This is a genomic window from Pseudoalteromonas sp. AS84 (genome assembly GCF_038900255.1).
Taxonomy (GTDB): domain Bacteria; phylum Pseudomonadota; class Gammaproteobacteria; order Enterobacterales; family Alteromonadaceae; genus Pseudoalteromonas.
In genome coordinates this window covers 162981-189922 of sequence record NZ_JBBMQY010000002.1, presented here as the reverse complement: position 1 = coordinate 189922, position 26942 = coordinate 162981, and the positions used below count along the sequence as shown (strand labels likewise).

Here is a 26942-nt window from a genome sequence, read left to right as displayed (position 1 = left end):
ATTTACTGCATTTGCTTATTAAATGGCTGTTTTTCGATAACCAATTTTTTAGGGAAATTTAAATCGGTTGCTATAACAAAGTCATCGTAAGGATCATTACCCGAAAACAGCTCCGAAATTAATGTATCGTTTTTATAAACATTAACGGTTACACCGCTACCCATGCCGCCTGAGTTAATAATATAATAATGATATTCGCCGTTACTAAAAAATAAAATACTCTGGCCAATACGCCCTATTTGCCTGTAGTAACTACCAAATGGTGCATCTGGTGAAGCTTCTTTTTCAAGCCCTATGTCATTAATACGACCAAATCGATAACTAAGCGATGAGTCATCTTTTGCAACACAAACAGAAAGTACCTTCTCGGTAGGCTCTAACTTGTAAGCTGTATTTTCATCTGGGTTACGCACAACTTTATGCATTTTTGCGTTAATGTAGGCTGCTTCATTACTTTTACAGTGCGTAGCTAGCATACCGACGACTAAAGCGGGTTCGTTTTTTTGAACTACAGGAGGTGTGTTTACTTTGTTATTAGTGGGTAAGTTACTTGCATTATTATTTAGCTGAGGGCTATCTTGCATTGCCATACTTTGGTCGTCACAACCAAACAGTGCAAACAAGAAGAAAGAATAAAAGCTCGCTAAAAATTTAATGCGCATAATAAAATCCATCTATGAGAGAGCCTTTAAAATAGCGATAAAACTAGTGACCCGCAACACTCTTATGCGTAATACTTTATAAGTTTATTTTTAAACCATCTTCTGCAAAAACTACGTTACTTTTTAGTGATTTAATTAACGATTTTTTAAACAATCTCTGATTTTTTAATGACCAATTTATAAAATGAGACACCCTCTGTTTTAGGTGCCTAGGTTTAGTCACCAACGCTCTACCTATTAATTTTAGCCTGTAGTAAAAGCTGATGTTAAAACACCATAAAGTGTCTAAATAACTAAATGAATCAGTAATCGGGTTTCTTATAATAAAATGTTGTTACAGCACTGTTTTTGAATGGCTTTTCATAACCAACTGTAATTTATGATTTAAATCTAAAAAACACACATTTTAAAAACAATTTAGTCTCATTTTATTAAAACAATAGTTGACCCTATTTAAAATTTAAACTAGCATTTCTGGAAGCGCTTCCACAAAGCTAAATTAAATGGGTTTTTCTGGAAGCGCTTCCACACATTTGACAATGTTTACAATTACACAATAACAGCCCCATACAAGCTGTTAATAATAATGATAAAAGCGCGAGGGAAACCGAATGTCTAACCATATTGTAAGAAAAACAAAGATAGCGACCAGCCTATCTCTGATTTTAGGCGCATCAATCTCTTTACCTGTATATGCACAAGAAGCAAATACAGATGTTGAAGTAATTCAAGTTACTGGTTTTAAAAGTAGTATTAAAGAGTCTACTCGTTTAAAACGCGACGCCGCTGGCGTTGTAGATGCAATATCAGCTGAAGATATTGGTAAATTTCCAGATACCAACTTAGCAGAGTCGCTACAGCGTATTACGGGTGTGTCGATTGATCGCTCAAATGGTGAAGGCTCTAAAGTAACAGTTCGTGGTTTTGGCCCCGACTACAATATGGTAACCCTAAACGGACGTACTATGCCGGCAGCTTCATTGCCTTCAGGCGGCGGTACACCCAGCTCTCGTGCTTTTGATTTTGCAAACTTAGCGTCTGATAGCGTTAAATCGGTTGAAGTATATAAAACGGGTAAAGCAAGTATTGCATCAGGTGGTATTGGCGCAACAATTAATATTAATACCGCTCGCCCACTTGATAACCCAGGCTTTGTTTCAAGCATTGGTGTAAAAGCATTACACGATTCAACAAATCGCGTTGGTGATGACATAACACCAGAGCTTTCGGGCTTAATTAGCTGGACCGACAGTGAAGCTAAATTTGGTGCCTCGTTAACTGCAAGCATGCAACAGCGCGATAGCTCATCAACAGGTGCGTTTGTAAATCAATGGAATACATCAGCTTTTGACGGCACAATCCCACAAGCTGCAGACGATATTGTTTTAACTAATGCACCCGCTGTTGGTCAGCTTTATTCAATGCCATCAGATTTGCGCTACACCATTGCCGACAGAGAACGTACGCGTACAAACGCACAATTAACGCTGCAATACAGCCCAATTGACGATTTAACAGCCACGCTTGATTACACATATTCTAAGCAAGATTTATTCGAAGCCCGTGCTGAGCAATCAATATGGATGGATAACTACAAAAGCGCGCTAACGTTTGACGATAACACAGTAAAAACCCCTATTTATTACCGAGAAGAACGTCGCGATCAGCAAACACGCGATTTAGGCTTAGCGTTTCAAGAGCTAAACCAAGTTAACCAAAACGACTCTATTGGCTTAAACGTTGAGTACTATTTTAATTCAGAATTGAGCTTTATGTTTGATGCGCACAATTCAAAAGCCACTAGCAAACCAGATGCACCTTACGGCAGCTGGGTAAACGCTGGCTTGGGCGCAAACGTAGTTAACGCACAAGAAGTTGATTTTAGCCGCGAACTGCCATCAATGAGTATCGATTTTGATGATTGTCGCCGAGACAACCTAAATTGTAATAACACGTTAGATGCCTCTGATGTGGGTACGTCTATTTTAGATTCTAACTTTGCTCGCCAAGAGTCTGAAATCACAGAATTTAGAATCCATGGTAAATACGAAATTGAAAACGGCGCAATTGACTTTGGTATAGAGTCTCGCTCTATGGAAAGCCATTCACTGCAATCACTTACACGTAATACAATGGGTAACTGGGGTATAGAAAACCCAGGCGAACTACCTGATGGCTACCTAAACCCAACAAACTTTTTAGCTGAGTTTGACGACTACGATACATCGGGTTCGTACAACCAAGGTTATACCGGCAGCGCATCGCAAATTGGTTACTGGGCAGGTGAAGAATACGGTTTTAACTTTGCAGCCGATGGCGCATTTGCAACTAACCGCACCATTGAAGAAGATATAACCGCAGCGTTTGTGCAATTTACTTACAACGGCTACATTGGCGATATGCCATACAACATTGTTATTGGCGCGCGCCAAGAGTCTACCGACATTACCTCAACAGCTAATATCGACTTACCTAACGCAGTAGCGTGGGAAGGTAATAACGACTTTAACGTTCGCTTTGGCTCAGATAAAGAAGATTTCACGCTTAAATCTAGCTACGATCACTTTTTACCAAGCTTTGACTTTGACATAGAAGTAATCGAAAACGTAAAAGCGCGTTTTTCTTATAGCACTACAATTGCTCGCCCAACTTACGACAACTTAAGTTCAGCAGCGACTGTTGGTGTACCGGGTGCCCCTACTCTTTTAGCGGGTTCTTCACCGGCTACAGCGTCAACGGGTAACCCTGGCTTAGTGCCGCTTGAATCAGACAATATTGATGTATCGGCTGAGTGGTACTTTGCAGAAACAAGTTATGTGTCGGTAGGTTATTACACTAAAGACATCGAAAACTTTATTGGTTTAACACCAATGACACAAAACTACTACGGATTACGCGATGCAACAGCAGGCCCTCGCGCACAAGCTGCCATTGCTGAACTAGAATCTCGCGGACTTGCCCTAACCGATTCAAACTTATTTCAAATGGTTGCCGCAACAGAAAATAACGTTGATTTTGACTCTATGACCTACGAAGAGTTTGAAGCCGCTTACGATGTAATTGCTAACAGCGATGACCCATTACTAGAATTTACAGCACAAGTACCTACCAACAATAAAAATGCCACCATTGATGGTTTTGAAATTGCCTTTCAGCACTTTTTTGGTGAAAGCGGTTTTGGTGTGCAAGCAAACTACACCACAGTTAACGGCGACATAGACTTTGATGTAAACGCAGACCCTACTACAACACAATTTGCACTAGTGGGTTTAAGCGATACAGCTAACTTTATTGCAATGTACGAAAACGATGATTTTCAAGCGCGTATTGCTTACAACTGGCGTGATAAGTTTTTAAATAGCGCAGCTCGATATGTAAATGAGCCAGGCTTTACTGAAGAATATTATCAAATCGACTTTAATGTTGCGTACAACTACAGCGAGCAACTTTCGTTTTTTGTTGAAGGCCTTAACATAACTGAGCAAAACAGCCGCGAACATGGCCGTACGTCAGTACAATTGTGGAACCTACAACAGCTAGGCGCACGTTACAATATTGGTATGCGTTACAACTTCTAAAGGTAATACAAAGTAAAGCCGTTAGTTTTTACTAGCGGCTTTTTTGTATTTAAAACAGTATTAATGCTAGTTTAATTGTTATCAATTTTAGGGTGTTAACTCATGACCAAATCAATAACAAAAATAGTCGTTTTAGGTGGTGGCACTGCCGGTTGGCTAAGTGCAGGTTTATTAGCCGCCGAACACCCGCACCTTAGTGTAACGTTAGTGGAGTCGGCAAATGTGCCTATATTGGGCGTGGGCGAAGGTACGTGGCCATCAATGCGTAACACGCTGCAACGTATTGATATTAAAGAAAGTGATTTTATAACCCAGTGCGACGCGTCGTTTAAGCAAGGTTCTAAATTTATAAATTGGCGCAACCTCAGCGAGGGAGAAAACTACTATCACCCTTTTATGAATCCACAAGGCTATGAGCAAACCAATTTACACGCCAGCTGGCAACGCATTGCACCTAACCAAAAATTTGCCGACATTGTTAATATGCAAAGCTTTGTATGCCAAGCAGCCCTTGCGCCAAAGCAATTACAAACACCCGAATACGCAGCAGTCACCAACTATGGTTATCATTTAGATGCGGGTAAATTTGCTGATTTTTTAAAAAATCACTGCGTTAAAAACCTAAACGTTACACATATTACTGACGATGTAACCGAGGTTATTAACGACGAGCATGGCTATATTGCCGCAATAAAGACAAATAATAATGGCGATATAACAGGTGATTTATTTATAGATTGCTCAGGCTCTCGCGCTCGTTTAATTGGTGAGCATTTTAATAGCGAGTTTATAGCGCAAGATCATATTTTATTTAATAACAGCGCTGTTGCAGCGCAAATACCTAATGCACACACCAATCAGCCAATTGCCTCTGCAACGCTTTCTACTGCGCAAAGTAACGGTTGGATTTGGGATATAGCCCTACCAACGCGCCGTGGCACAGGTTATGTATTTAGTAGTAAATATCAAAGTGATGAAAGCGCAACAAATACACTAAAAAGCTACATAGCTAAAAGTACCAGTGAGCAACAAGCTGAGCAACTTAACTACCGCGTATTAAAATTCAGCCCTGGTTACAGGCAAAAATTTTGGATTAAAAACTGTGTTGCCGTGGGTATGTCAGCTGGCTTTTTAGAGCCACTTGAAGCGTCAGCACTTGCTATGGTTGAGCTTTCAATTAGCATGATAAGCGAGCAACTCCCGCAAAACCGCACACACATGAGCCAGCTTGAAACGCGTTTTAATGATCGTTTTAGCACGCGTTGGCAGCGCGTTACTGAATTTTTAAAGCTTCATTATGTGCTAAGCGAGCGCGACGACACTCCTTATTGGCAAGATATTAGTAATTTAAATACCGCGCCCGAGCGCCTACAAAACTTACTTAAACTTTGGCAGTTTCAGCCCCCTAGCCGCTTTGATTTTATTGAAAACGAAGAAGTGTTTTCATCAAGCAGTTACCAATACGTTTTATATGGCATGGGCTTTAATACACAAACAGTATCTGCACAAAATGCATTTAACGACCCACGTGTTGGGGATTACTATTATCAGCAAAACCGCGAAAAAATAGCGCAGTGTTTAAACGGACTACCAAGTAATCGCGCGCTTTTAAATCATCTTTTATCAAATAATGGGCAGCCACATAATGACTAAAACAAACGCTGTTAAAAACGTAGTAATTGCTGGGGGCGGCACTGCAGGTTGGATGGCTGCAGCAGCACTTGCTAAATTAGTTGGCAACAATATAAACATAACCCTTGTTGAATCTGACGATATTGGCACTGTGGGTGTTGGTGAGGCAACAATTCCGCCTATTCGTACATTTCATAAATTGCTGGGTATAAACGAGCAAGCATTTATGAAAGCCACTCAAGCCAGTTTTAAATTAGGTATTAGCTTTGAAAACTGGGGCGATGAAAACACGCATTATATTCACTCATTTGGCGCAACGGGCAAAGAATGTTGGGCGGGTGAATTTCATCACTTTTGGCTGCAAGGAAAAGCACTTGGAATAAACAACCCATTTGGCGATTACTGCTACGAGCTGCAAGCGGCTAAAGCCGGTAAATTTGCGTTTAATCAGCAAAACCCCATTAACTATGCCTACCATATGGATGCCACGCGTTACGCGCAGTTTTTACGTGAATTTTCAGAGCCATTAGGTGTAAAACGCATTGAAGGTAAAATACAAAAAGTAGTAAAAAATACTAAAACAGGCCATATAGAGTCATTAACTTTAAATAGTGGCGAGTATATTAATGGCGACTTTTTTATTGATTGCACCGGCTTTAGAGGCTTATTAATAGAGCAAGCATTGCATACTGGCTACGAAGACTGGTCGCACTTATTACCGTGTAACAGCGCCATTGCCGTGCAAACAAAATCCACCAGCGATACCGTATTGCCACTTACCCGATCTATTGCCCACAAAAGCGGCTGGCAATGGCGTATACCGCTGCAAAACCGTGTAGGTAACGGATTAGTATATTGCAGCCAATATATGGATGACGAACAAGCCAAAGCGCTACTATTAAATAACATTGAAGGTGAGGCTATTACAGAGCCGCGTATTATTAAATTTAAAACAGGCCGGCGCTTAAAAGGCTGGAACAAAAACTGCCTAGCACTTGGCCTTGCTAGCGGTTTTGTAGAGCCACTTGAGTCCACCAGCATTCACTTAATTATGTCGGGTATTATTCGCTTTATGCGTTTATTTCCGTTTAATGGCATTACCAATCACGCCATTGACGAATACAACAAACAGCTTAAAAGTGAAATAGAAAATATTCGCGACTTTATTGTGCTGCACTACAAAGTAACTAATCGCGATGACAGTGAGTTTTGGCAACACTGTAGTGCGATGGAGGTGCCAAAAACACTTCAGCATAAAATTGATTTGTTTAAGCAAACTGGCCGTGTATTTTTAGACGATGGCGACATTTTTAGAGTCGACTCGTGGGTGCAAGTAATGCTTGGTCAAGGTATTGAGCCTAATCAACATCACTTAATAGCCGGCATGATGAGCGATGAAGAACTCACCCGTTTTTTACACGGTATTAAACAGCAAATAGAACAGCGCGTTAGCCAATTACCGCCTCACCATGAGTTTTTAAAACAATATTGCCCAGCATAAAAAAAGCCCTTATTAGGGCGTGTTGTTCTTTGGTGGTTGAATTTGCAGCAGTATGTTTGGTTTTTAGGCAAGGCAGAGCCTATGTAGTGTGGTTATTCCCCATAAATAGGCGATAACGTAGCATAAATGCCAAACATGCGCTGCCCGTAGGGTTCTGCCTAGGGGCAATTTACTCTTTGTTGCTCGGTTTTTACTTAGCCCACTAGGTTACAAACCTCTCGCCGCGATTAAATTGCCCCTAGATTGAACAAATTTCAATCCACAAAGATCAACATGCCCTCAGGGCTTTGGATATACACAACAACTTTTACGTTTATTCTTCACACTTAACCACGGCGCTTTTAGCGCTTTGTGGTTCAAAGCTAATATCTGCAACTGAAACGCTAAGCTCTCCTGCTGTTTTAATAATAAAAGGGCTGGTTACTCTGGCAAAATCAACGCCCTTTTTAGCAAAACAGGTTAAATCTACACTCATGGTTTGCCATGTATTTAAATCAGCATTTTCAAGCTCATTGGTAATATCAAGCTCGCCGCCACAACCTTGTTCGCACTTCATTGCAAGGTATGTCTGTGAGCTAGGTATTTGGTTTACTTTATAGCTAAAACTAAGGGCCGAATTTGCTTCAATGTAGGCCACTTTGTCTTCGGTAAAGTTACTATTAATTTCGATGTAGCTGGATGCAGTGCCATCAAAGTTAAATTGCATCGCATCTTCTTGAATCGCTTTGTCTTCAGTGCGATAAGTAATGCCACCGAGCTTTACACTGTTACTTGCTACTTGGTGCTGCTCGCTGTTTGAATTTAAAAACAAACGCCACGGCGTTTTAAAACTGCCATTAAATATAGATAGCGGCGCAAGGTTACTAATATCAACACCTGAGTCTTCATTTAGATTATTGGCAAGCGTACTTTCATCTTTATATGTTAAACCAAAGCCATAGGGTAATAATGGTGAGTAATCAGCATCGCCCTTATTTACTGCGGTTTGTAGTGGCGATTTAGGCCATGAGAAAGACAATTTACCTTTGAAGTCGTATTGTACCTGCCCACTTGCATCCGCTAATAAAACATCTGCAATGCCTTGTCCTTCAGTGCCAGGAAGCCATGCTGCTACAAATGCATCTGACGCGTTTAGCTCGCTGTTAACCCACATTGGTCTGCCCGATATAAACACAGAAACAACCGGTATATTTTGCTGCTTTAATGTTTTTAATATTTTAAGAGAGCGTTTATTGTTACGCTCAAACTCAAGGTTGTCTTTATCGCCATGCCCCTCTGCATATGGTTCTTCACCAAATACAACAATGGCTACATCGGGTTTAGTATTAAATTCACCCGTTGGACTTAAAATAGCGTTGCCGCCAGCAGAGTCTATTTGCGTTTTTAATCCGGCATAAATAGACGTTGCCCCAGGAAAATCTGCATTTTGATTATTAGTCCCTTGCCACGTAATACTCCAACCACCCGATTGCTTGCCTATGTTATCGGCCGCATCGCCTGCTATAAGTATGTTGCTTGACGGGTTAAGCGGTAATAAATGGTTGTTGTTTTTAAGCAGTACTAACGACTCTTGTACCGCTTGGCGGGCAATATCGCGATGTGCAGGTGCACCTATTAGTTCTAACTCACCTGAATATTTTCGATTTGCGGGGCTTGGTTTATCAAATAAACCCGCGCGTAATTTAACGCGTAAAATACGTGCCACGGCGTCATCTATTCGCGCCATTGTTATTGTGCCCGCTTTTACTTGTTTAATTGTATTTTCATAAAGTGGTTTCCAAGCACCCGTTGGCACCATAAAAATATCAAGCCCGGCATTAACAGCTTGCGGGCAGCTTTCATTTGTACAGCCGGCAACTTGTCCGTGCCCGTTCCAATCGCCTACAACAAAGCCATCAAAACCCATTTTTGTTTTTAGTACATCGGTAAGTAAGTATTTATTGCCGTGATTTTTTTTACCATTCCAGCTATTAAACGATGCCATAACCGATTGACTACCTGCGGTTAAGCCTCCTATATAACCTTGCGCATGAATGTTATATAACGTCTCTTCGCTATCAATGTTGTCCCCTTGATCGTCGCCATCTACCGTGCCACCATCGCCTAAAAAGTGCTTAACAGTGCTAATTACGCGTTTGTCACTTAAAAAGTCATCACCAGCTCTGCCTTGTAATCCGTTTACAATTGCGGCTGAATATTCACGTACAATTGCAGGGTCTTCTGAGTAGCCTTCGTACGTTCTGCCCCATCGGTCCTCGCGCACTACAGCAACTGTTGGTGCAAATACCCAATCTATCCCTGTTGCCATTACTTCTATTGCCGTAGCTGCTGCAATTCTCTCAATTAATGCAGGATTATTTGCTGCACCTAAACCAATATTGTGCGGAAATAATGTCGCGCCAATCACATTATTATGACCATGTACCGCATCAGTGCCCCACATAGTTGGAATTTTACTGCCATCAATTGAGTCATCAACCGATGCCTGATACATACTCTCAGCAAGTGTTATCCAATCGGCAGGCGTTGCATGTTTATCAGCATTCGGGAACGAGCCACCGCCATTTAAATACGAACCAAAACCATATTTACGCATGTCTTCAACACTAATATCGCGAATTTCAGGTTGGATCATCTGCGCTACTTTTTGCTCAAGCGTCATTGTTTTTAAATATTGTGCAATCGTATTTTCAATTTCAGGCGTTTTCACTACTTTGCTTTTAAGCGTTGGCCAAAGTGATAAATCACCTTGCTCATGTTCAGCCTTTTTGGCCACCGCGCTTTCGTTATTATTAGCGTTAGCTTCTTGTTTATTACACGCACTTAGAACGCATAATCCGCCTATTAAAATAGGGAGCATTCGTAACCTATTAGTGTTTAAGCTTTTTTTCATTTTTATAGCCCTGTGTTGTGTCAGTGTGTTTTTGTGCAGCACCTATTTGTTATTTAAATTTAACTATTGACCTACTTAGCAATAGCCACTAACCTAAATATGGAAGCGCTTCCTTAAAGTTATTAAATACCATCCTTAGTGATTAATCAAATTAAATATGGAAGCGCTTCCAATATTGAATTTAATACACGCTATATACAAAGCAACCTTTACCAAAAAGAAGCAGAGGTTTTCTCTTAATGAAACAATTATCTTTACCTAGTGGCTCACCCCTTTTAGCCAAAAATTTTACCTATGGTGTAGCTACGGCCTCATTTCAAATTGAAGGCGGCGCAACCGAACGCTTGCCATGTATTTGGGATACCTTTTGCAGTAAAGAAGGCAAAATAGTCGATAATTCAAATGGCGATATAGCTTGCGAGCACTACTCTCGCTGGAAAGACGATATAAACTTAATTGAGTCATTAGGTGTAGACGCTTACAGACTTTCTATTTCGTGGCCGCGCGTAATGACTAAAAATAGCCACCTAAACCCGACAGGTGTTAAATTTTACACCGACATTTTAGATGAATTAAAACGCCGTAACATTAAAGCTTTTGTAACGCTGTACCACTGGGATTTACCACAACATATTGAAGACGAAGGCGGTTGGTTAAACCGTAACACCGCTTACGAATTTGCGCATTACACAGATTTAATTACAAAAGCATTTGGTGATCGCGTGCACTCGTACGCCACCTTAAATGAGCCGTTTTGTAGCTCTTACTTAGGTTACGAAATTGGCGTACATGCGCCTGGCATTGTAGGTCGCGAGTTTGGTCGTAAAGCTGCGCATCACTTATTACTGGGCCACGGATTGGCTATGCAAGTACTTGCTAAAAACAGCCCAAATACACTAAACGGTATTGTACTTAACTTTACGCCTTGTTACTCAGTTACCCAATGCGAAGAAGATTTAAAAGCGACTGCATTTGCTGATGACTACATAAACCAATGGTACATGCAGCCTGTAATGCAAGGTAAGTACCCAGATATAATTTCGCAATTACCTAAAGCCCACCGCCCTGATATTTTGGATGGCGACATGGAAATAATTGCTCAACCACTAGATTACTTAGGGGTTAATTTTTATACCCGCATGCATTATCAAGCAAGTGAAACCGACTTTTACCATGAGCTGCCACATAAAGCACCAATGACCGATATAGGCTGGGAAATTTATCCTAAAGCACTTACAGAGTTACTTGTATCGTTAAACGAAAAATACACCCTACCGCCTATTTATATTACCGAAAATGGCGCAGCCATGGCTGACGAATTTAAAGACGGTGAAGTGAACGATAACGACCGTATTGAATATTACCACGAGCATTTAAATGCCCTACATAACGCAGCTGAGCAAGGCGTAAAAGTAGATGGCTACTTTGCTTGGAGCTTAATGGATAACTTTGAATGGGCTGAAGGATATTTAAAACGTTTTGGAATAGTACACGTAGACTACAACACACAAAAACGAACTGTTAAAGCCAGCGGTAAGGCGTACACTAAACTAATAACTAGCCGATAAATTATCGGCTTATAACAATAAGAACACACACTGTGAACAAACTCCCTTTATACGAAAAAGTCGGTTACGCCATGGGCGATGCCGGCGCTAACTTAGTGTGGCGCGGCGCGCTTGCTTATTTAGCGGTGTTTTACACCGATACATTTGGCATATCGGCGGCTGCCGCTGCCATGTTGTTTTTAGTGGTAAGGCTATCTGATGGCGTAACCGATATTATTATGGGTATGATTGCCGACAGAACGCAGTCGCGCTTTGGTAAGTTTCGCCCGTGGATACTCTACTCGGCACCATTTTTGGGCTTGTTTATGGTGTTGTGTTTTACTACCCCCGACTTTAGCACCACCAACAAACTTATTTATGCCTACGTAACCTACATTGGTTTAACGCTTGCTTACACTGTAAGTAACGTACCCTACTCGGCACTTATGGGCGTTATGACACCAGACGACACAGAGCGCACAAAGCTCTCTGGTTTTAGGTTTGCAGGTGCGTTTACTGGTGGTTTATTGGTTATGGGTTTTTTACCTGAGCTAGTGGCATTTTTTGGTGGCGGCGACAACGCTAAAGGCTATCAGCTTACTATGTACTTATTTGCCAGCTTACTTATTATTTTAATGATTATAACGTTTGCGACCACGAAAGAGCGTGTAACACCGCACGCCTCAAATGAAGGGAATTTAAAATCAGAGTTATTTGATTTAACCAAAAGCTTGCCATTTATAATCCTACCTTTGCTTGCTACTACCTTGTTTTTTTATTACCGCGATTTATACAGCGGCGTATTTTTTGCCCTTGTTATGGCTGCAATGACATTCGTTATTAAAAAATTACTCAATAAAGATAAGCAAAGCTTAACGGGATCACAGCGTGACATGGTTGATCTTCTGACCAACAAACCCTGGCTGGTATTACTCGGTATTGGTTTTTTAACCATGATGTTTAATGGCATAAAATACGGTGTAATTGCGTACTACTTTAAGTACCACGTAGCTAATGAACTCATGGCTGGGCAATACTTTATTGCCTTGTTGGTTGTATCTATATTAGGCGCACTTACCACAGGTAAACTGGCCGAAATAATGGGTAAACGAAACCTCTTTATTGCATCATTAATGCTAAGCGGGTTACTCACTACTGCATTTTACTGGGTGCCTAGCGATAACCTGGTAGCAGTATTTACCTTTGGTTGTGCTGCTGAATTTTTTGCCGCCATGATGCCAACATTGTTCTTTAGTATGCTTGGCGATTCAGCCGATTACTCAGAGTGGAAAAATAAACGCCGCGCAACAGGGCTTATTTATTCTGCGGGTACATTTGTGCAAAAAACCGGTGGTGGTTTTGCAGGTGCATTAGTATTAGTGGTACTTGCAGGCTACGGCTATAACGGTATGGATGAGCTAACAATTACCCAAGCTCTACCTGGCATGCAGTTACTTATGAGCTGGATACCTGCCGCATTTGCATTTTTAGGTGCCGCATTGATGCTTATTTATCCGCTTACCTCAGCAATGACGCAAAAAATAACAGAAGACTTAGCAATTAGACGCAGTAATGTGTAAATTAAGTTTTAATGACTCTTCGCGCTTTATATTTTTATAAAGCGCGAGTAAAAACACATATAAGCTAGGACATCAATGGCGACAATTTATCAAGTATCAGAAATGGCAGGTGTGTCTTTATCAACTGTTTCAAGGGTACTTAACGACAACGACTACGTAAGCAAAAAAACTAAGAAAAAGGTATTAGAAGCAATGAAAGAGCTAGGCTATCAGCCAAGTTCTATTGCACGCTCTTTAGCCTCTAGCACTACAAACAGCGTCGGTATTTTAGTTTCGGAGTTGGATGGTCCGTTTTTTGGTCAAATGATGTCAGCCATTGAAGAGCACCTTCGTATTGCGGGTAAACACGTTATTATTACCCCAGGGCACAGTGACGAGAAAAAAGAAAAAAGCGGCTTTGAATTTTTAATAGGCCGTAATTGCGACGCTATTATTGCCCACGTAGAAGCGGTATCAAACGAGTATCTAATTGAGTTAAGTAAAGGCAAAACCCCTATTTACTTAATGAGCCGCTACGTTAAAGAAATTGAAGAAAACTGCATTAGCCTCGACAACGTAATGGGCGGCTACTTAGCCACTAAAGCCATGATCAACAAAGGTCATAAAAACATTGCGTACATAGCAGGACCACAGTTTAAAGAAGATGCGTCAAATCGTTTAAAAGGTCACAAACAAGCACTAGCAGAATACAACATCACCTTTGACGAAAACTTATATTATGTAGGTGACTTTAAAGAAACTGGTGGCAGCGATGGTTTAAGGCATTTTATTCAAAATAAAGCGCAAATAACCGCTCTTGTATGTGCCAATGACGAAATGGCATCGGGTGCTATGAAATACGCCCGCGAACACGGTTTTAACCTACCAAAAGATTTAGCCATTATTGGGTTCGATAACGTAATTTTTACCAATTACCTCTACCCAACGCTTACTACAATAGATAACCCAGTTCCCGAAATGGGCCGAGCTGCGGCTAACTTAGTACTTAAAGACATTTATAAAAAAAGCGGCATAACAGTAAAGCACGTGTTTCAGCCAAAGCTTATTTTAAGAGACTCAACACCCGATATTAATTAACTTTAAACCTAATTTAAATCTAGTTTAAATCTAAGTTATGTAACTCATTACGCACCCACTGTGTATCTAAATATTGCTCAACGTGCTGCTGCGCAAACTTTAAAAAGTTACGTGCAGCATGCGATATGTGCCTATCTGTTCGCATTACAAAATACCAATGACTCGCTAAATGGGTATCGGTTACGTTTAAAATTTTAAAACTTGTATCGTCTGTTGCAAGTACATGGCGTGATAAAACCGCAATGCCCATCCCCGATGCAACCGCGACACGTATTGCTTCATTACTCGCCATTTGTACGCTATCGCTCAGCACTAATCCTCGGCTTTGTAACTCGCTTTCAAATAACATACGGGTCGCTGAGCCATTTTCTCGGAGTAAAAAGCGATACTGCATTAAATCCGTTAATTTAACGGCTTTTACGTGAGCTAGCGGGTGGTTTAGTGGCACTATAAATTCAAGTGGATTATGCAAAAAGCGCGCAGCTTGTGCGCTCTCAAGCGACGGCGGGTGGCTAAATACATAAATATCGTCCTCTCCTCGCTCAAACCTAGCAAGCACCTCTGCCCTGTTACCAATCTCAAGCGGAAGTTCAACGTGGGGATGTAAATTACTATAGGGGCCAAGTAATTTCGGTAAAATATATTGCGCCGTATTAACCATCGCAATTTTACAACGACCGCGTGCCCCACCGTTAAGCTCGGTTAAAAAATCTTGATAATCGTCAAAATGACCAAACACCTGCTGGCACGTTTTAAATAGCTCAAGTCCGGCATCGGTTACGTGTAGCTTTTGCTGTTGCATAAGTAATAACGGCTCACCTACCGCTTCTTGTAATCGCTTTATTTGTAGCGATACCGTTGGCTGCGTTAGGTGTAAACGCCTTGCAGTTTCGCTTATTGAACCTGTTTTAACCACGCTCATAAATACTTCGAGCAACCTAAACGATATATGTCGTAAATCCATACCAACCTCATAAACCTAACAAACAGCACTTAATAAATCAGATATAGATATTTATCTATAACTAACTCGTATTTATTTTATTATTTACTATACAAAGTTTTATCTACAATAGCGCCACTTAATATACCACCTAGTAAGGAAAGCCAGTGCCTGATATTGTTGTTATGTTTTTTATTTTAGGATTAGTCGCGGGTATTTTACGCTCTGACTTGGCTATTCCAAAAGCCACCTATGACACATTAAGCTTATTGCTCATGTTAACCATCGGCTTAAAAGGCGGTATGGTGCTCCATGGCAACTTAAGCTGGCAACTACTGCCCGAAATGGGATCGGTAATGCTACTTGGCGCACTTATACCATTGATGCTTTACCCTATTTTAAAATACGTGATTAAACTCTCTGTTGCTAATAGTGCCAGCATTGCCGCGCATTATGGCTCAGTAAGTGCGGGGACATTTGCTGTAGCGCTTGCCTATGCCGAATCGGCTAAATTGGTAGTGGGTGCAGAAGTAACCCTGTATTTAGTGATGCTAGAACTCCCTGCAATCATTGTTGGTTTATTGCTTTACCGAAAACTTGATAAACAAAGCAGCCAAAAAAGTGAACCATCGTTAAAAGCGCTTTGGCACGAAACTCTTACGAACAAAAGTGTCATTTTGCTTATAGGTGGTGTCGTCATAGGTATGATGTACGGCACGGTTCAAGGCAGCCAAGTAACTAGCCTTTTAACAAGTAGCTTTAAGGTTGTTCTGGCATTATTTTTACTAGAAATGGGTTTAGTAGCCGCGCAAACTTTGCGCCCTATCCCCTGGGAACATTGGAAGCTCGCGGTATTTGCTATTGTCACCCCGCTATTTTTAGGCACGATTGGCACTGCAGTAGGCACACTTTTAAATTTAGAATTAGGCTCGGTAGTTATATTGGGAAGTTTAGTAGCCAGCGCCTCTTACATAGCCGCACCCGCTGCAATAAAAGCGGCAATTCCTAAAGCCGATATTGGTCTTGCTATGCTGAGCTCTCTCGGTGTAACTTTCCCGTTTAATGTCATTGTTGGTATTGGTTTATATCACCACCTTGCACTAGCAATGCAATAAACAAATAAATGTTAATTTTATCACTTTAAAAACTGTTGAACCCTATTTTACATAGGGTTTAACACTAATAAATACTCACAAATATAAAACAATATCTACATAAAAACACTACAATAAAAAGCATAATCGATCCGATAATTTACCAAAACGATCGTTTTAAAATATATTTATATTGTTTAATAAAATATCACTTTACTTATTTTTAATTTGGCACTAAATTCGCGCAAATTTTATTATTAAAGTAACCTCTCAAACTTTAAAACAGTGGTTATTTATCTCAATGAGTCGATAAACACACATGGCCGAATTAGCCGCCACAAGCACTTCTAACAACCCTTTAGCGCCTGTTATAGGGCTGTCATTTTTTGCTATCGCATCCGGCTTTTTAATGAGCCTTATTCCACTGTCGTTACCCGCATTCAAACTCGATGAAAACCTAGCGCCTTGGCTTGCGAGCATTTTTTACTTTGGCTTACTTATTGGCGCAACCACAATAGAGCGCATTGTGGTAAAAATTGGTCATCGCTTCGCATTTATATTATTTTTAAGCTTATTAATAGTCAGCGTGCTTGCACAACTTGCACTACCAAATACCGTTAACTGGTTAATTGCACGATTTGTAGCAGGTGTTGCTGTTGCCGGTGTGTTTGTCGTTGTTGAGTCTTGGTTGTTAATGACTAATACCGCAAAGTCGCGTGCTAAACGTTTGGGCTTATACATGACCTCACTTTATGGGGGCAGCGCGGTTGGTCAACTTGCTATAGGGCCGCTAGGCACCGAAGGTTCAACGCCTTATTTATTTGTAGCCTCGTTATTATTTTTAGCTATTTTAGCGCCTTTATTAATAACTAAAGGTCAGCCCGAAAAACAACATCTTGAAAAACTACCACTAAAAGAAATAAAATCACTAAGCCACCCAGCTATGCTTGGATGCTTAGCATCAGGCTTATTACTGGGCCCTATTTACGGCTTAATGCCTGTTTATATTGCAGCACAGACTGATCAAGCTCAGTACACAGGGACACTTATGGCGGTTATTATTTTAGGCGGCATGGTCGTGCAGCCGCTTGTGAGTTACTTATCTACTCGGCTTGAAAAAAGCTTACTGATGGGTATGTTTTGTTTAGTAGGTGCAGCCGGTGCTGTGGGTATATTACAAGCAAACACTTTAGCAGGATTAATAGTGAGCTACTTAATACTAGGCGCGTGCAGCTTTGCACTTTACCCGATTGCTATAACACTTGCGTGCGACTCATTGCCAATAGCAAAAATAGTCTCAGCAACTGAGGTTATGCTTTTAAGTTACAGTATTGGTTCGGTATTTGGTCCTATGCTTGCTGCCAATTTATCTGATGCATCAAACGGTATTGTGTTTTATTTAGCAGGCTGTTTAATCACTACCTGTATTTATATGTTTATTAAAAGCATTAAAAATATTCGCGCGGGTAAAACCCCAGTTGCAGGCTAAGTAGTTTTTAATTTGTCGTGCGGACTCAAAAAAAACATCTTTTTCCAGCCTTGGCTTTGTGTTGTATAAAGCCATGGCATGGGCACTAACGATAAAATAGAATAATGTACATGAGGCTGCTTCCCTGCGGCATTTCCAGTATCGCCTAGTAACCCAATTTGACTGTTTATGCTTACAACATCACCAGCACTTACCGAGTAGTCATTTAAATGTGCAAAATAATGTATACGCCATTTAGGCCCAAGCACCGCAACCACTTTACCACCACGAGTTAATTCACCTGCAAATATAACAATCCCGTTTGTTGAGGCAACTACTGGAGTGTTCTTTATGCCAAAAATATCAATTCCTTTGTGCACACCCGATCTGCCCCAAGGCTCATACCAAAATGTATTATGGTTCCAATCTTTAGGTGTAGCACCTTGTACCGGAATCATTATTTTTTCGGGAATTAGTAAGCCTATAATTAATAAAGTAGCTATTCCAATTGCAATCCACTTAAGTACTTTCACTGCTCTATCCTTGATATTTAAATAACTTATACTGGTAAATTATTAGCCATAATAACTGAACTCATCATGAGTCGTATTTATGCTGTTTTATTTGAATGAAATACCCGACTAACATGTACTAAGCTGATCAACTTTAAAACAGGCTTTATAAGTAATTGAGCACTGCCCGCTATAAACAACCATGTGCCACTTTCTACTAATGAGTCATTTAAAAAGAAAAAACTACCAATTAAAAACCACACGGCAATTAAAAAATCGTTAAATGCACCCAGCGCTTCATAACGCCGCTGGATGGTAATATGCTCTTGCCCTAAATCTAAAATAAACTGATTACTGCTGGAGTCCATAAGTACTGCTCACTCTTTTATTTCATAATTTAAAAAGCTTGTTTTCACAAGCTAAGCCGCACCATACAATAACAAAATTTACGCAATAAAAAACGTTGGCCAATGCGATTCAGCCAACGTTTTTATTGTTTGTACAATACTTAACTATTGTTTATTTTTTATCTTTTTCTAAACGTTTTTTAAGACTTAGTGCTGCATCAGCGGCTAATAAGCGCATAAATTCAGAGCCATTACTTTGCTCGCCTTGGCTCCCGCCTATTACAATTTCAGGCACTAAACGGCTATTACCTAAACTTGTAAATAAAGCAGTCTGAATTTTAACTTCTGCTTTTAGCGTTTCATCAAATACATACTTAGGATCAAGTGCCGCAGACTTAGCTCTTAAACGAGCCTCTGCTAAAACGTCCATACCTAATGCTTCTAGGCGTTGTTGCTTTAAAATCTCTTCTTGCTCTTTTGCAAGTTCCGCTTTTACAGCAACACGTTGCTGCGCAGAAATAATAGCATTTGCCTTAATTCGCTCAGCATCAATTTGCTCTTTAATTTTAAGCTTTTCTGATTCAGCACGTTGCTTAGCAATTGCTTGCTCACCTAAAGCCACTTCGGTACGTGCTTGTTGCTCAGCTTTTTTAAGGTTTTGACGCGCTAGTGCTTCATCTGCAGCTGCTTGCTTTTGCGCCTCAAGGCGAGCGTTTACTTTGCTTTCGTAGTCAATATCAATAATGCTGGCATCAACTACTGTAATACCATAAGCGCCTAAAATAGGTGCATTACGCAGTGTATTACCTTCATCGTCCATTTTAATATTAATAGTGACACGCTGCTGTTTACTTAAATTACCTAAATCGTCAGATTTATCGCGCTCACCGGTACTAATAATTTGTTCAGTAACAAAAATACCGTTGGTTAATTGATCAGCAAAATCTTGGCTCAATTGACCATTACCACCAGAGTAATGTTGCTCTACCGACATCATACGCGCCGATGCTTTTACATTTTCAGTGGTAGCACGCATTAATAAATTAGATATTAATGTTTCTTGTGAGCCAAACTCTTCGTGTATTTTAAGTAAACCACGTAAAGCACCCGATTCAGCTGCTGGTACATTGCCTGGTAATCTAAAACGAGAAACACCGCGTGCGCCACCCGTTGTCGTATCTAAAAATCGAATGGGTATTAGCGGTACAATTGCGCTTGCTGTTGCGCCTGCGTCACCCGTAAAATTAATCGATATTACTTTTTTATAAGCCGATGTAGTACCAAACGCTTTTAAATAAGGGCCGGCTTGATTTATTACGGTTAAGTTACCTGTAAAAGCCGATTGATGGACTAAACGCTCATCAGCTTCATTCCATGAAACAACTTGCGATGTAAGCGTTGCAATTACCGCTAATACAACAACAATTGATGAAACAACAATTACATTACGACGACCAAATCGACTCATAAATGAGCCACTTTTTACTGCTGGGACTGCTTTTTCGCTATCCATTTTTACTACTCTCCATGTTTAATTTCTTTTTAACAAAGTAAATAATTTCCTGTTCACTCAAATGTGCGCAAAAGCTACCAGAGCGATGTAACTCAACAAATGTTGCAAGGATTTCTTCTTTACCTTTTGCTGTTTTATCTTGGTTTTCTTGTGTTTGGTTTTTTTCTGTTAGTTGAGTGATTAAATCATCCACTATCGTGTCTTTATCAAACAGTACGTTGTATTCCTTGGATTTTCTTACCCGACTTTTATGTACGTTGCTGTAAATTACATAAAGTGCAACGCATAAAATAATAATCAGTAAACTTAACCCTATAATATAAAAAATCATAAGCTCTACTTAAATTAGTTTAAATACTTAACGAGCAATAACAATTGTAAGCACTGCTTAACAAATGTTAACCCAGTAATTTTACAGTAAACCCGAGTAAAAAACAGATTAAAAATAAAGTTCAGCAGGTATATAGTAAAACTGCACATAATAACTAAACAATTTGAGAGGTTATTGCGGATTGGTATACATGGGTTGGTTTAGAGCCCTGCGATGACTATAAAACAATTATATAAGCAAACCATCTGCATTTTTGATTGGCTTCTAAAAGCAAAAAGCCACCTAAATAAGGTGGCTAAAGCTTATAGTATCGTATTTTTAATTTGCCTGACTATCGTTTTCTTCGCGTTTATAAATATACGTTTGTTGAGTTTTGAAGCCAAAACCAATTGGTTCAGCGCCATTTACTAGCTTAACTTTTCCATCTTCAATATTTAAATTTGGTCCAAGTATTTCAATAGCTTTTATTGGCTTATCAGAACCCTCAATCCCAGGGCCTATTAAATAAAACTGACTAATTTGCGTTACATCCGTTTCATCATCCCAATCGCACTTACCATTGGCATCACTATCTTCACACGAAGGTCCTTCTCCAAAAAATAGTTGTGGTGTATCTGGTACATCATTACTTGTTGCAAATTTCACATCGTCATAAACCTTCGTTCCGTAATGCAAATGAAAGGCATAAAGCGACCCACCGCCGCCTGTTAACGAGCATTGGTTTTGAGTTGATGAGGAAGATGCGGGCGTAAAGGAAGTAAAGTAAGCAACCCCACCAACGACTGTAGCTGCAGCAAGGGACTTCTCGCCTGTCCCTAATTCATATCGCCAACCTTTAAATTCAGCTAACTTAACTTCAAGGTTAACAAACTTATCAACGTCATCAAGTGCGTTACCAAATGGGTCTTCATTCATTTTCATTAAATCATCTGGCACTATTGGATCTGGAAATTCAGTAAATATTTTTGTTAAGGTGTTTTCATCACGGATCATATAAAGCTGATCTTGCTCATTAGTAGCAAGTGGGTTTGAGCGGTTTCCGCTGCCTATCACAATTGCGTCGTACGGGGTGTCTAAACGAGTCGTGATCATTTCACCATCATAATTGGTCTTAGTAACTTTACTAAACAGCGTTCTAGCAACTAACGGTTTATAAAAAAAACGTCTGTCTTGTGACGCTAATGTACTGCCAAGCTCCGCAAGTTTAAAGTGAGTAATCTCATCTTCATCATCGGTGGGAATATCTACACGCCAAATATTACCGCCAGTATCGGTTGCATAAATTCGGTCAATATACCCATCGTAATCTGAGTCAAGCGTAGTTACATCCGCTGCAATACTGTGCTCACCGGTAAAACCATGTTCATCTGGAGTGAGCGCCCATACCTTTTCGCCAGTTTTAGCATTAACAATGTAAATACCTAGCCCGGTTTCATCTGTTGTTCTAATCGCATTATCTTTGTTTGTATCGTAGCCTGCGCCAAATATCAGCAAGGGATCCTCACCAAACGCTTTAATATACGCAATTTGGGGCTTAGACCATGTTTGCGCTAAATATTTAAATTCTTCAGAGCCACCAACAATTGGCTTATTCCATAATTTTTTAGGTTTATCTGGGTCACTTATATCCAGGCCGTAGTAATTTTTACCGCCTCGGCGCATGCCTGTAAATGCCCAAACTTCATCGCCCTCACTTGCTTTAACAACGCCATCATTTAAACCATCAGTGTTTAAACTTTTATTATTAAAGAACACACTTATAGGGCCATCCATGCCATACACTTTTGTATTTGCGAGATTACTCCGCAAAGCCGGAATGTTTTTTAATAAGGCTGCTGGTGTAAAAGCCCACCTTTCTTCAACAGTATCGCCTTTGTCTTCAAACATATGTAAAAAGCCGGCATTGGTACCAACAAGTATATGAATACTTCCATCGCCGTAATCTATAGATACCGGTTTTGAATGCAAAGGGTCGCCAAAAATATTGATTCGCTGATCGACTGATGAGTCATCTCCATCTTCATTATCAACATCAACTCCTCGTGCCCAGCTAATATCATCTTCCTCTAAAGTTAACCCAATATTAGGAATCAAATCAGGGGCAAGATCGGTAACTGTACTTGTCGCTAAATTTAAAATGGTTTGTACTTTATCAAAAGTAAAATCAATAATACTGCCCGTTTTATCTATGTAAATTTTACGGCTATCAGGGTCTAGGGTTGATAAAAGTAAATTTACGCCCCCCTGAGCCACTAAATTACCGTCTGCAGGCTTATTAGTTGGCAGCCAAAAAGTTCGTGCTTTTTCATCAATCAACCCATTATTATCTAAAGCTATTTTATCAGTTGAATCTACAATATTTGCACCAGACACTTTAAGCTTTTTTAAATTCCCGCTCCAGCGTGCGCCTGTTTCTGGGTAAAACATCGCAAAATAAATTGACTCTCGGCTACGAGTTTGGTCAACATTGTTACTTGCTACCGTAGGAGATGAAAAACTATCGTTAACTTCGCGTATTTTCGATATTGTATTATTAAGTGCTTCAGAAAGTTCAGTTGATGTATCTGCATGTAAGTACTCGCCTCCTCCCAATAAAGCGGTTTTTTCTAATAACTTTTTACCATTTGTACTCATGCCACTACCAAAACCGATAGTAAAAACTCGCCCAGTATCAGCAACCTCTGGCGTGGTGTCGTACAAGTCCACCTCAACATCTCTTGTACCATGTATTATTTGAGCTAAAGCAGCCAAATAGCTATTACTTGTAGTACTAGGATATGAACCAAAAGTAGATTTGTATAAAGCTTTTATATCTGAGTCTGACTGATTATCGTTGTAGGGATCACCGTCGGTCATTAAAATCACGTTAATAGAGTTGTCACAGCGCTCATCAGAACCTTGAACAGCTTTAAAGGGCGAGATGTATTTAGAATCATAGCCGTCATATCGATTCCCTGTTTCGGCAGAATAATCCCTATCACCTTTATTTCGACCATAATCAACATACCAACCTCTTAAGTATCGATAAGCCTCCCATAGAGTCTCAGCTAAAGGCGTGCTTCCACCCGCACTTAATTCTTCAATTTTATCCGTGATAGTATCGTGATCAGTCCCAACATCAGATAAAACATATCCACCGTATGAACTATAAAAACGCATTAAACCAAAATCAATCGAGCTGTTATCACTTACTAATTGGGTCATCGCGCTTATACCAGCATCGATTTTTTTAGGGCCCCCATTAGGCAGCTTAGTCTTCATACTTCCTGATGTATCAAACACAATAAGCACGCGAGGGTTTTCGTCGGTTTCAACATTATGGTTTACGTATAGTTCTATATCTTCGGCAAATACAGAAAGGCTAATACCCACCCCGAATAACAAGGCAGCTATTTTTTTTAGTTTGAATTGCATTTTTAAATCCCTTTATTTGCGCTTTTTATTTTTATTGCGCAAGTTAATAACTACTCTATTCCGTGTTTAATTATTAGTAATATGGAGGTGGGACTAAAAATTAAAACAAAGGTAATACCTAGTTATTTATCACAAAACAGTGATTAGCATTCACATGTCGTTAATACTATAAAATATATATCATTTCGATTTTTAAATAAAAACAGACTAAAGTCAAAGGTATTAGGTTTTATTATCAATTAAAAACAACCACTTAAATAAAACAATCCCGTTTTACTGCACAGTTAAGTCACGTCAAAAAATAATATTTTTACCTATGTTTCTATATTTATAGACCTATGCTTTAGGTAACAAGTACTTACCAATATAAATTAGTAACGTAAGGCTCTTAAAATCACTCTTAAAAGCACTATTATTCAGTAAAGCTGCTTTATTAAAAAAAGTGTATTTAATAGGTAACTACGGTTATTGAAACATACAAAAAAAGCCCATATTAGGTGCTACCTAATATGGGCTTTTATACTCTCGCTAAATTATAAGCGCTTTATGCAAGCATTCTTATAAAGATAACTCTTTTTTAGCGCGAGTTAAGTTATGCGTTACAAGTGAGTTTTTAGAAATTTGAACCGCTTCATATAAATCAGAAATACCAGCAGTGTCTTTTTGAGCCTTAATACGCGCTACACCACGGTTACTTAATGCAAACGATGTAAGTTCACGTACTTTTAAACGCGGACCATGGCTTTGCTTAAGTAATGCAATTGCTTGTGTACAAATAGCTTCTGCTTCTTCGTAGTTTCTTGATTCAACATTTAAAGCACAGCTATTAAATGATTTTTCAAATGCGGGTGCTGCAGTTACAGAGTCTTCAATAACCATTAATTTATAGTCACCTTGTTTAGCCATTGCAGCAGCTGAGCAAGTTAATAATGAGCCAAGAGCGATGGTTTTTAAAAGTGTAAATTTCATGATTATATTCCTAATTAGTTAAGTCGTACTTGTTGCCGACAACTTAACTTTAGAGTGTTAGCTCAATTACCACAAACGATAAAAACAAACCTAATAAGTGAATAAATCTAACCTATAGACTTTAGTCTAACACTTGTAAAAATACTTATTAATTACAATCAGTTAAAAACTACAAAATCACTAAACAATAAACAATAAACAATAAACAATAAACAATAAACAATAAATAACAGAATACAGTTTTATTATTTTTTAATAATACCAATTCGCTTAATTAAGTGATCTATTTTGAGGATGAAAAAACGTGTTGATAGCTAGGCAAAAAATTCGCTATTTGGTTCTTCTAAATGAGAATTTTTTAACGCAGGTAGCGACACGTTTAGCCCCGCAAAATGATTAAGTATTATTGCGGATTGGTATAACACAATACAAAGTTAATAAACACGAAAAAGCCGATGTTAGGGTTTAACCCAACATCGGCTTTTTTACTCTCGCTATTTTATATCATGCTTTAATAAGCACTTTATAAAACACGTTACAAAGGTTTTTTATAACGATAATTCTTCTTTAGCGCGAGTTAAGTTGTGCGATACCATCGTGCTGTTAGACAATTTTGATGCTTCGTATAAATCAGCAAGTGCAGCAGTGTCGTTATGGGCTTTTAAACGTGCAACACCACGGTTGCTTAATGCGAATGACGTAAGTTGGCGTACTTTAAATTTAGGGCCATCTGCGTCTTTTAAAAGTGCGATTGCTTTAGTACAAATTTCTTCCGCTTGCGCATAATTTTTTGACTTAACATTCAGTGCGCAGCTATTAAATGATTGCTCAAGTGGCTGTGGCGCTGTTGCAGTTTCAATAACCATTAATTTGTAATCACTTGCATCAGCTACTGCAGCAGCTGAACATGTTAATAGTGAGCTAAGAGCGATAGTTTTGATAAGTGTTTTCATGGTCATATTCCTGATTAGTTAAGCCGTGCTTGTTGCCGACAACTGAACTTTAGAGAATTAACACAAGCCCGACAAACGATTAAAACAAACCTAATAAGTGAAGAAAATTAACCTATAGACCTTAGTCTAATACGTTTAAACTTTTTCTATATATTTAAATAGCTTACGCATCATCGTACGTGCCTAAAATCGCTACTTTACGTTTTAAAATGTATATAATTATTTATGCTTTTATTTAGTCGATTTTATTTTGAGCAACTTACTTAAGCATAGCTGAGTAACATTCAAACAAATTTATACATTTAATTACATGCAATACTAAGTTATGTATTTATAATTGCAGTTCTGGTAACTTTTCATCATTAATGGATTAACTTTTTTGAAACACACACTTCCCCTTTTTGTTTTATTAAGCACGCTTTTATCATTTAGCCAAAATGCTAACGCAAGGCTTTTGCTCGGTAACAACATGCCTAACACCGGTATGTTTATAAAATCAGAATTTAATGGCGATAGCAGCATTACATCTGCGGGTGTAGAAATGATGGTTAAGCAAAATTACAGTAACTTTGGTGTTGTTTTTACAAGCGCAATTGGCGCGGCAGTAATCGATAATAAACAAGGCGAGCAAGAAGAGTTTATAACGTGGGACAACGGAATGAAGCTTGGTTATTTCAATGACTTTTTTATATACGCCGAGCTTGGCTTAGATCTGTTCGAACTCGCCTTTAAAAACGATAGAGGCGATAACACCTACCAAATAGAAAAATCGAACAACGACATTGACGGTTACGCAGGTATAGGTGCGGGTTATCACTTCAAGCCATTTAAAATAGAAGTATTTACCCGAGCACGCCAAATAGATGGCGACTACTGGGAAGCACAAGAACATATTTACAGCGGTGTGCAGCTCAGCTTTACGTTTTAA

Annotated in this window: 19 protein-coding genes; 9 read left to right on the top strand and 10 right to left on the bottom strand. The window is 39.4% G+C overall.

Annotated elements, in window-relative coordinates; translation table 11 throughout:
* Positions 1 to 2: 2 nt before the first annotated feature.
* Positions 3 to 662: a hypothetical protein gene (locus WNY79_RS03265; protein ID WP_253188827.1), complete on the bottom strand. Its 660-nt coding sequence runs from the start codon at positions 660 to 662 to the stop codon at positions 3 to 5.
* Between the two features lie 611 nt (positions 663 to 1273).
* Here WNY79_RS03265 and WNY79_RS03260 point away from each other — a divergent pair.
* The 3 genes from WNY79_RS03260 (at position 1274) to WNY79_RS03250 (ending at position 7373) form a co-directional block, all read left to right on the top strand.
* Positions 1274 to 4240: a TonB-dependent receptor gene (locus tag WNY79_RS03260; RefSeq protein WP_076925949.1), complete on the top strand. Its 2967-nt coding sequence runs from the start codon at positions 1274 to 1276 to the stop codon at positions 4238 to 4240.
* Between the two features lie 102 nt (positions 4241 to 4342).
* Positions 4343 to 5893 (top strand): tryptophan halogenase family protein, encoded by a 1551-nt coding sequence (locus tag WNY79_RS03255; RefSeq protein ID WP_342875114.1) that lies wholly within the window; start codon positions 4343 to 4345, stop codon positions 5891 to 5893.
* Positions 5886 to 7373 carry a tryptophan halogenase family protein gene (locus WNY79_RS03250; protein ID WP_342875113.1) on the top strand — a complete coding sequence of 496 codons (1488 nt, stop codon included), beginning with the start codon at positions 5886 to 5888 and terminating at the stop codon, positions 7371 to 7373. Before WNY79_RS03255 ends, WNY79_RS03250 begins: the two co-directional genes overlap by 8 nt.
* Positions 7374 to 7686: 313 nt before the next feature.
* Here WNY79_RS03250 and WNY79_RS03245 read toward each other — a convergent pair whose 3' ends face one another.
* Positions 7687 to 10266, bottom strand: coding sequence for an exo 1,3/1,4-beta-D-glucan glucohydrolase (locus WNY79_RS03245; RefSeq protein ID WP_342875112.1), 2580 nt, complete (start codon positions 10264 to 10266; stop codon positions 7687 to 7689).
* A 239-nt stretch (positions 10267 to 10505) separates the two neighbouring features.
* Between WNY79_RS03245 and WNY79_RS03240 the strand changes: the two genes are divergently transcribed.
* The 3 genes from WNY79_RS03240 to WNY79_RS03230 all read left to right on the top strand — a co-directional run bounded on the left by WNY79_RS03240 (position 10506) and on the right by WNY79_RS03230 (position 14470).
* Complete coding sequence (locus tag WNY79_RS03240) at positions 10506 to 11834, top strand: GH1 family beta-glucosidase (RefSeq protein WP_342875111.1); 1329 nt, start codon at positions 10506 to 10508, stop codon at positions 11832 to 11834.
* Positions 11835 to 11866: 32 nt separating this feature from the next.
* On the top strand, positions 11867 to 13393 hold the full coding sequence (locus WNY79_RS03235; protein WP_197173878.1) for an MFS transporter: 1527 nt from the start codon (positions 11867 to 11869) through the stop codon (positions 13391 to 13393).
* Between the two features lie 75 nt (positions 13394 to 13468).
* Entirely contained in the window at positions 13469 to 14470 is a 1002-nt protein-coding gene (locus tag WNY79_RS03230; RefSeq protein WP_024594396.1) for a LacI family DNA-binding transcriptional regulator, read from the top strand.
* Between the two features lie 19 nt (positions 14471 to 14489).
* Here WNY79_RS03230 and WNY79_RS03225 read toward each other — a convergent pair whose 3' ends face one another.
* Positions 14490 to 15434, bottom strand: a complete 945-nt coding sequence (locus tag WNY79_RS03225) for a LysR family transcriptional regulator (protein WP_342875110.1) — start codon at positions 15432 to 15434, stop codon at positions 14490 to 14492.
* Between the two features lie 146 nt (positions 15435 to 15580).
* On the opposite strand from WNY79_RS03225, the gene WNY79_RS03220 reads away from it, so the two are divergent.
* On the top strand, positions 15581 to 16528 hold the full coding sequence (locus WNY79_RS03220) for a sodium-dependent bicarbonate transport family permease (protein ID WP_342875109.1): 948 nt from the start codon (positions 15581 to 15583) through the stop codon (positions 16526 to 16528).
* Between the two features lie 298 nt (positions 16529 to 16826).
* Complete coding sequence (locus tag WNY79_RS03215; RefSeq protein WP_076925960.1) at positions 16827 to 17996, top strand: MFS transporter; 1170 nt, start codon at positions 16827 to 16829, stop codon at positions 17994 to 17996.
* Here WNY79_RS03215 and WNY79_RS03210 read toward each other — a convergent pair.
* The 7 genes from WNY79_RS03210 to WNY79_RS03180 form a co-directional block, all read right to left on the bottom strand.
* Positions 17993 to 18508 (bottom strand): M23 family metallopeptidase, encoded by a 516-nt coding sequence (locus WNY79_RS03210; RefSeq protein ID WP_197186017.1) that lies wholly within the window; start codon positions 18506 to 18508, stop codon positions 17993 to 17995. The genes WNY79_RS03215 and WNY79_RS03210 overlap by 4 nt on opposite strands.
* A 77-nt stretch (positions 18509 to 18585) precedes the next feature.
* A complete protein-coding gene (locus WNY79_RS03205) occupies positions 18586 to 18855 on the bottom strand; it encodes a YrhK family protein (protein ID WP_342875108.1) in 270 nt (89 codons plus the stop codon).
* A gap of 151 nt (positions 18856 to 19006) precedes the next feature.
* Positions 19007 to 20347: an SPFH domain-containing protein gene (locus tag WNY79_RS03200; protein ID WP_076925962.1), complete on the bottom strand. Its 1341-nt coding sequence runs from the start codon at positions 20345 to 20347 to the stop codon at positions 19007 to 19009.
* A complete protein-coding gene (locus WNY79_RS03195) occupies positions 20340 to 20678 on the bottom strand; it encodes a methanolan biosynthesis protein EpsI (protein ID WP_170070708.1) in 339 nt (112 codons plus the stop codon). Before WNY79_RS03195 ends, WNY79_RS03200 begins: the two co-directional genes overlap by 8 nt.
* Before the next feature lie 318 nt (positions 20679 to 20996).
* Entirely contained in the window at positions 20997 to 24092 is a 3096-nt protein-coding gene (locus WNY79_RS03190) for a PilC/PilY family type IV pilus protein (RefSeq protein ID WP_342875107.1), read from the bottom strand.
* A 558-nt stretch (positions 24093 to 24650) separates the two neighbouring features.
* Positions 24651 to 25061 (bottom strand): hypothetical protein, encoded by a 411-nt coding sequence (locus WNY79_RS03185; protein WP_024600637.1) that lies wholly within the window; start codon positions 25059 to 25061, stop codon positions 24651 to 24653.
* 548 nt (positions 25062 to 25609) lie between these two features.
* On the bottom strand, positions 25610 to 26014 hold the full coding sequence (locus WNY79_RS03180; RefSeq protein ID WP_024600636.1) for a hypothetical protein: 405 nt from the start codon (positions 26012 to 26014) through the stop codon (positions 25610 to 25612).
* A gap of 469 nt (positions 26015 to 26483) precedes the next feature.
* Here WNY79_RS03180 and WNY79_RS03175 point away from each other — a divergent pair, with 469 nt between their 5' ends.
* Entirely contained in the window at positions 26484 to 26942 is a 459-nt protein-coding gene (locus WNY79_RS03175; RefSeq protein WP_231616293.1) for a hypothetical protein, read from the top strand.

Coding starts and splice junctions, on each gene's coding strand:
- WNY79_RS03265 (WP_253188827.1), bottom strand. CDS start 662: ATGCGCATTAAATTTTTAGCGAGCTTTTATTCTTTCTTCTTGTTTGCA.
- WNY79_RS03260 (WP_076925949.1), top strand. CDS start 1,274: ATGTCTAACCATATTGTAAGAAAAACAAAGATAGCGACCAGCCTATCT.
- WNY79_RS03255 (WP_342875114.1), top strand. CDS start 4,343: ATGACCAAATCAATAACAAAAATAGTCGTTTTAGGTGGTGGCACTGCC.
- WNY79_RS03250 (WP_342875113.1), top strand. CDS start 5,886: ATGACTAAAACAAACGCTGTTAAAAACGTAGTAATTGCTGGGGGCGGC.
- WNY79_RS03245 (WP_342875112.1), bottom strand. CDS start 10,266: ATGAAAAAAAGCTTAAACACTAATAGGTTACGAATGCTCCCTATTTTA.
- WNY79_RS03240 (WP_342875111.1), top strand. CDS start 10,506: ATGAAACAATTATCTTTACCTAGTGGCTCACCCCTTTTAGCCAAAAAT.
- WNY79_RS03230 (WP_024594396.1), top strand. CDS start 13,469: ATGGCGACAATTTATCAAGTATCAGAAATGGCAGGTGTGTCTTTATCA.
- WNY79_RS03225 (WP_342875110.1), bottom strand. CDS start 15,434: ATGGATTTACGACATATATCGTTTAGGTTGCTCGAAGTATTTATGAGC.
- WNY79_RS03215 (WP_076925960.1), top strand. CDS start 16,827: ATGGCCGAATTAGCCGCCACAAGCACTTCTAACAACCCTTTAGCGCCT.
- WNY79_RS03205 (WP_342875108.1), bottom strand. CDS start 18,855: ATGGACTCCAGCAGTAATCAGTTTATTTTAGATTTAGGGCAAGAGCAT.
- WNY79_RS03200 (WP_076925962.1), bottom strand. CDS start 20,347: ATGGATAGCGAAAAAGCAGTCCCAGCAGTAAAAAGTGGCTCATTTATG.
- WNY79_RS03195 (WP_170070708.1), bottom strand. CDS start 20,678: ATGATTTTTTATATTATAGGGTTAAGTTTACTGATTATTATTTTATGC.
- WNY79_RS03190 (WP_342875107.1), bottom strand. CDS start 24,092: ATGCAATTCAAACTAAAAAAAATAGCTGCCTTGTTATTCGGGGTGGGT.
- WNY79_RS03185 (WP_024600637.1), bottom strand. CDS start 25,061: ATGAAATTTACACTTTTAAAAACCATCGCTCTTGGCTCATTATTAACT.
- WNY79_RS03180 (WP_024600636.1), bottom strand. CDS start 26,014: ATGAAAACACTTATCAAAACTATCGCTCTTAGCTCACTATTAACATGT.
- WNY79_RS03175 (WP_231616293.1), top strand. CDS start 26,484: ATGCCTAACACCGGTATGTTTATAAAATCAGAATTTAATGGCGATAGC.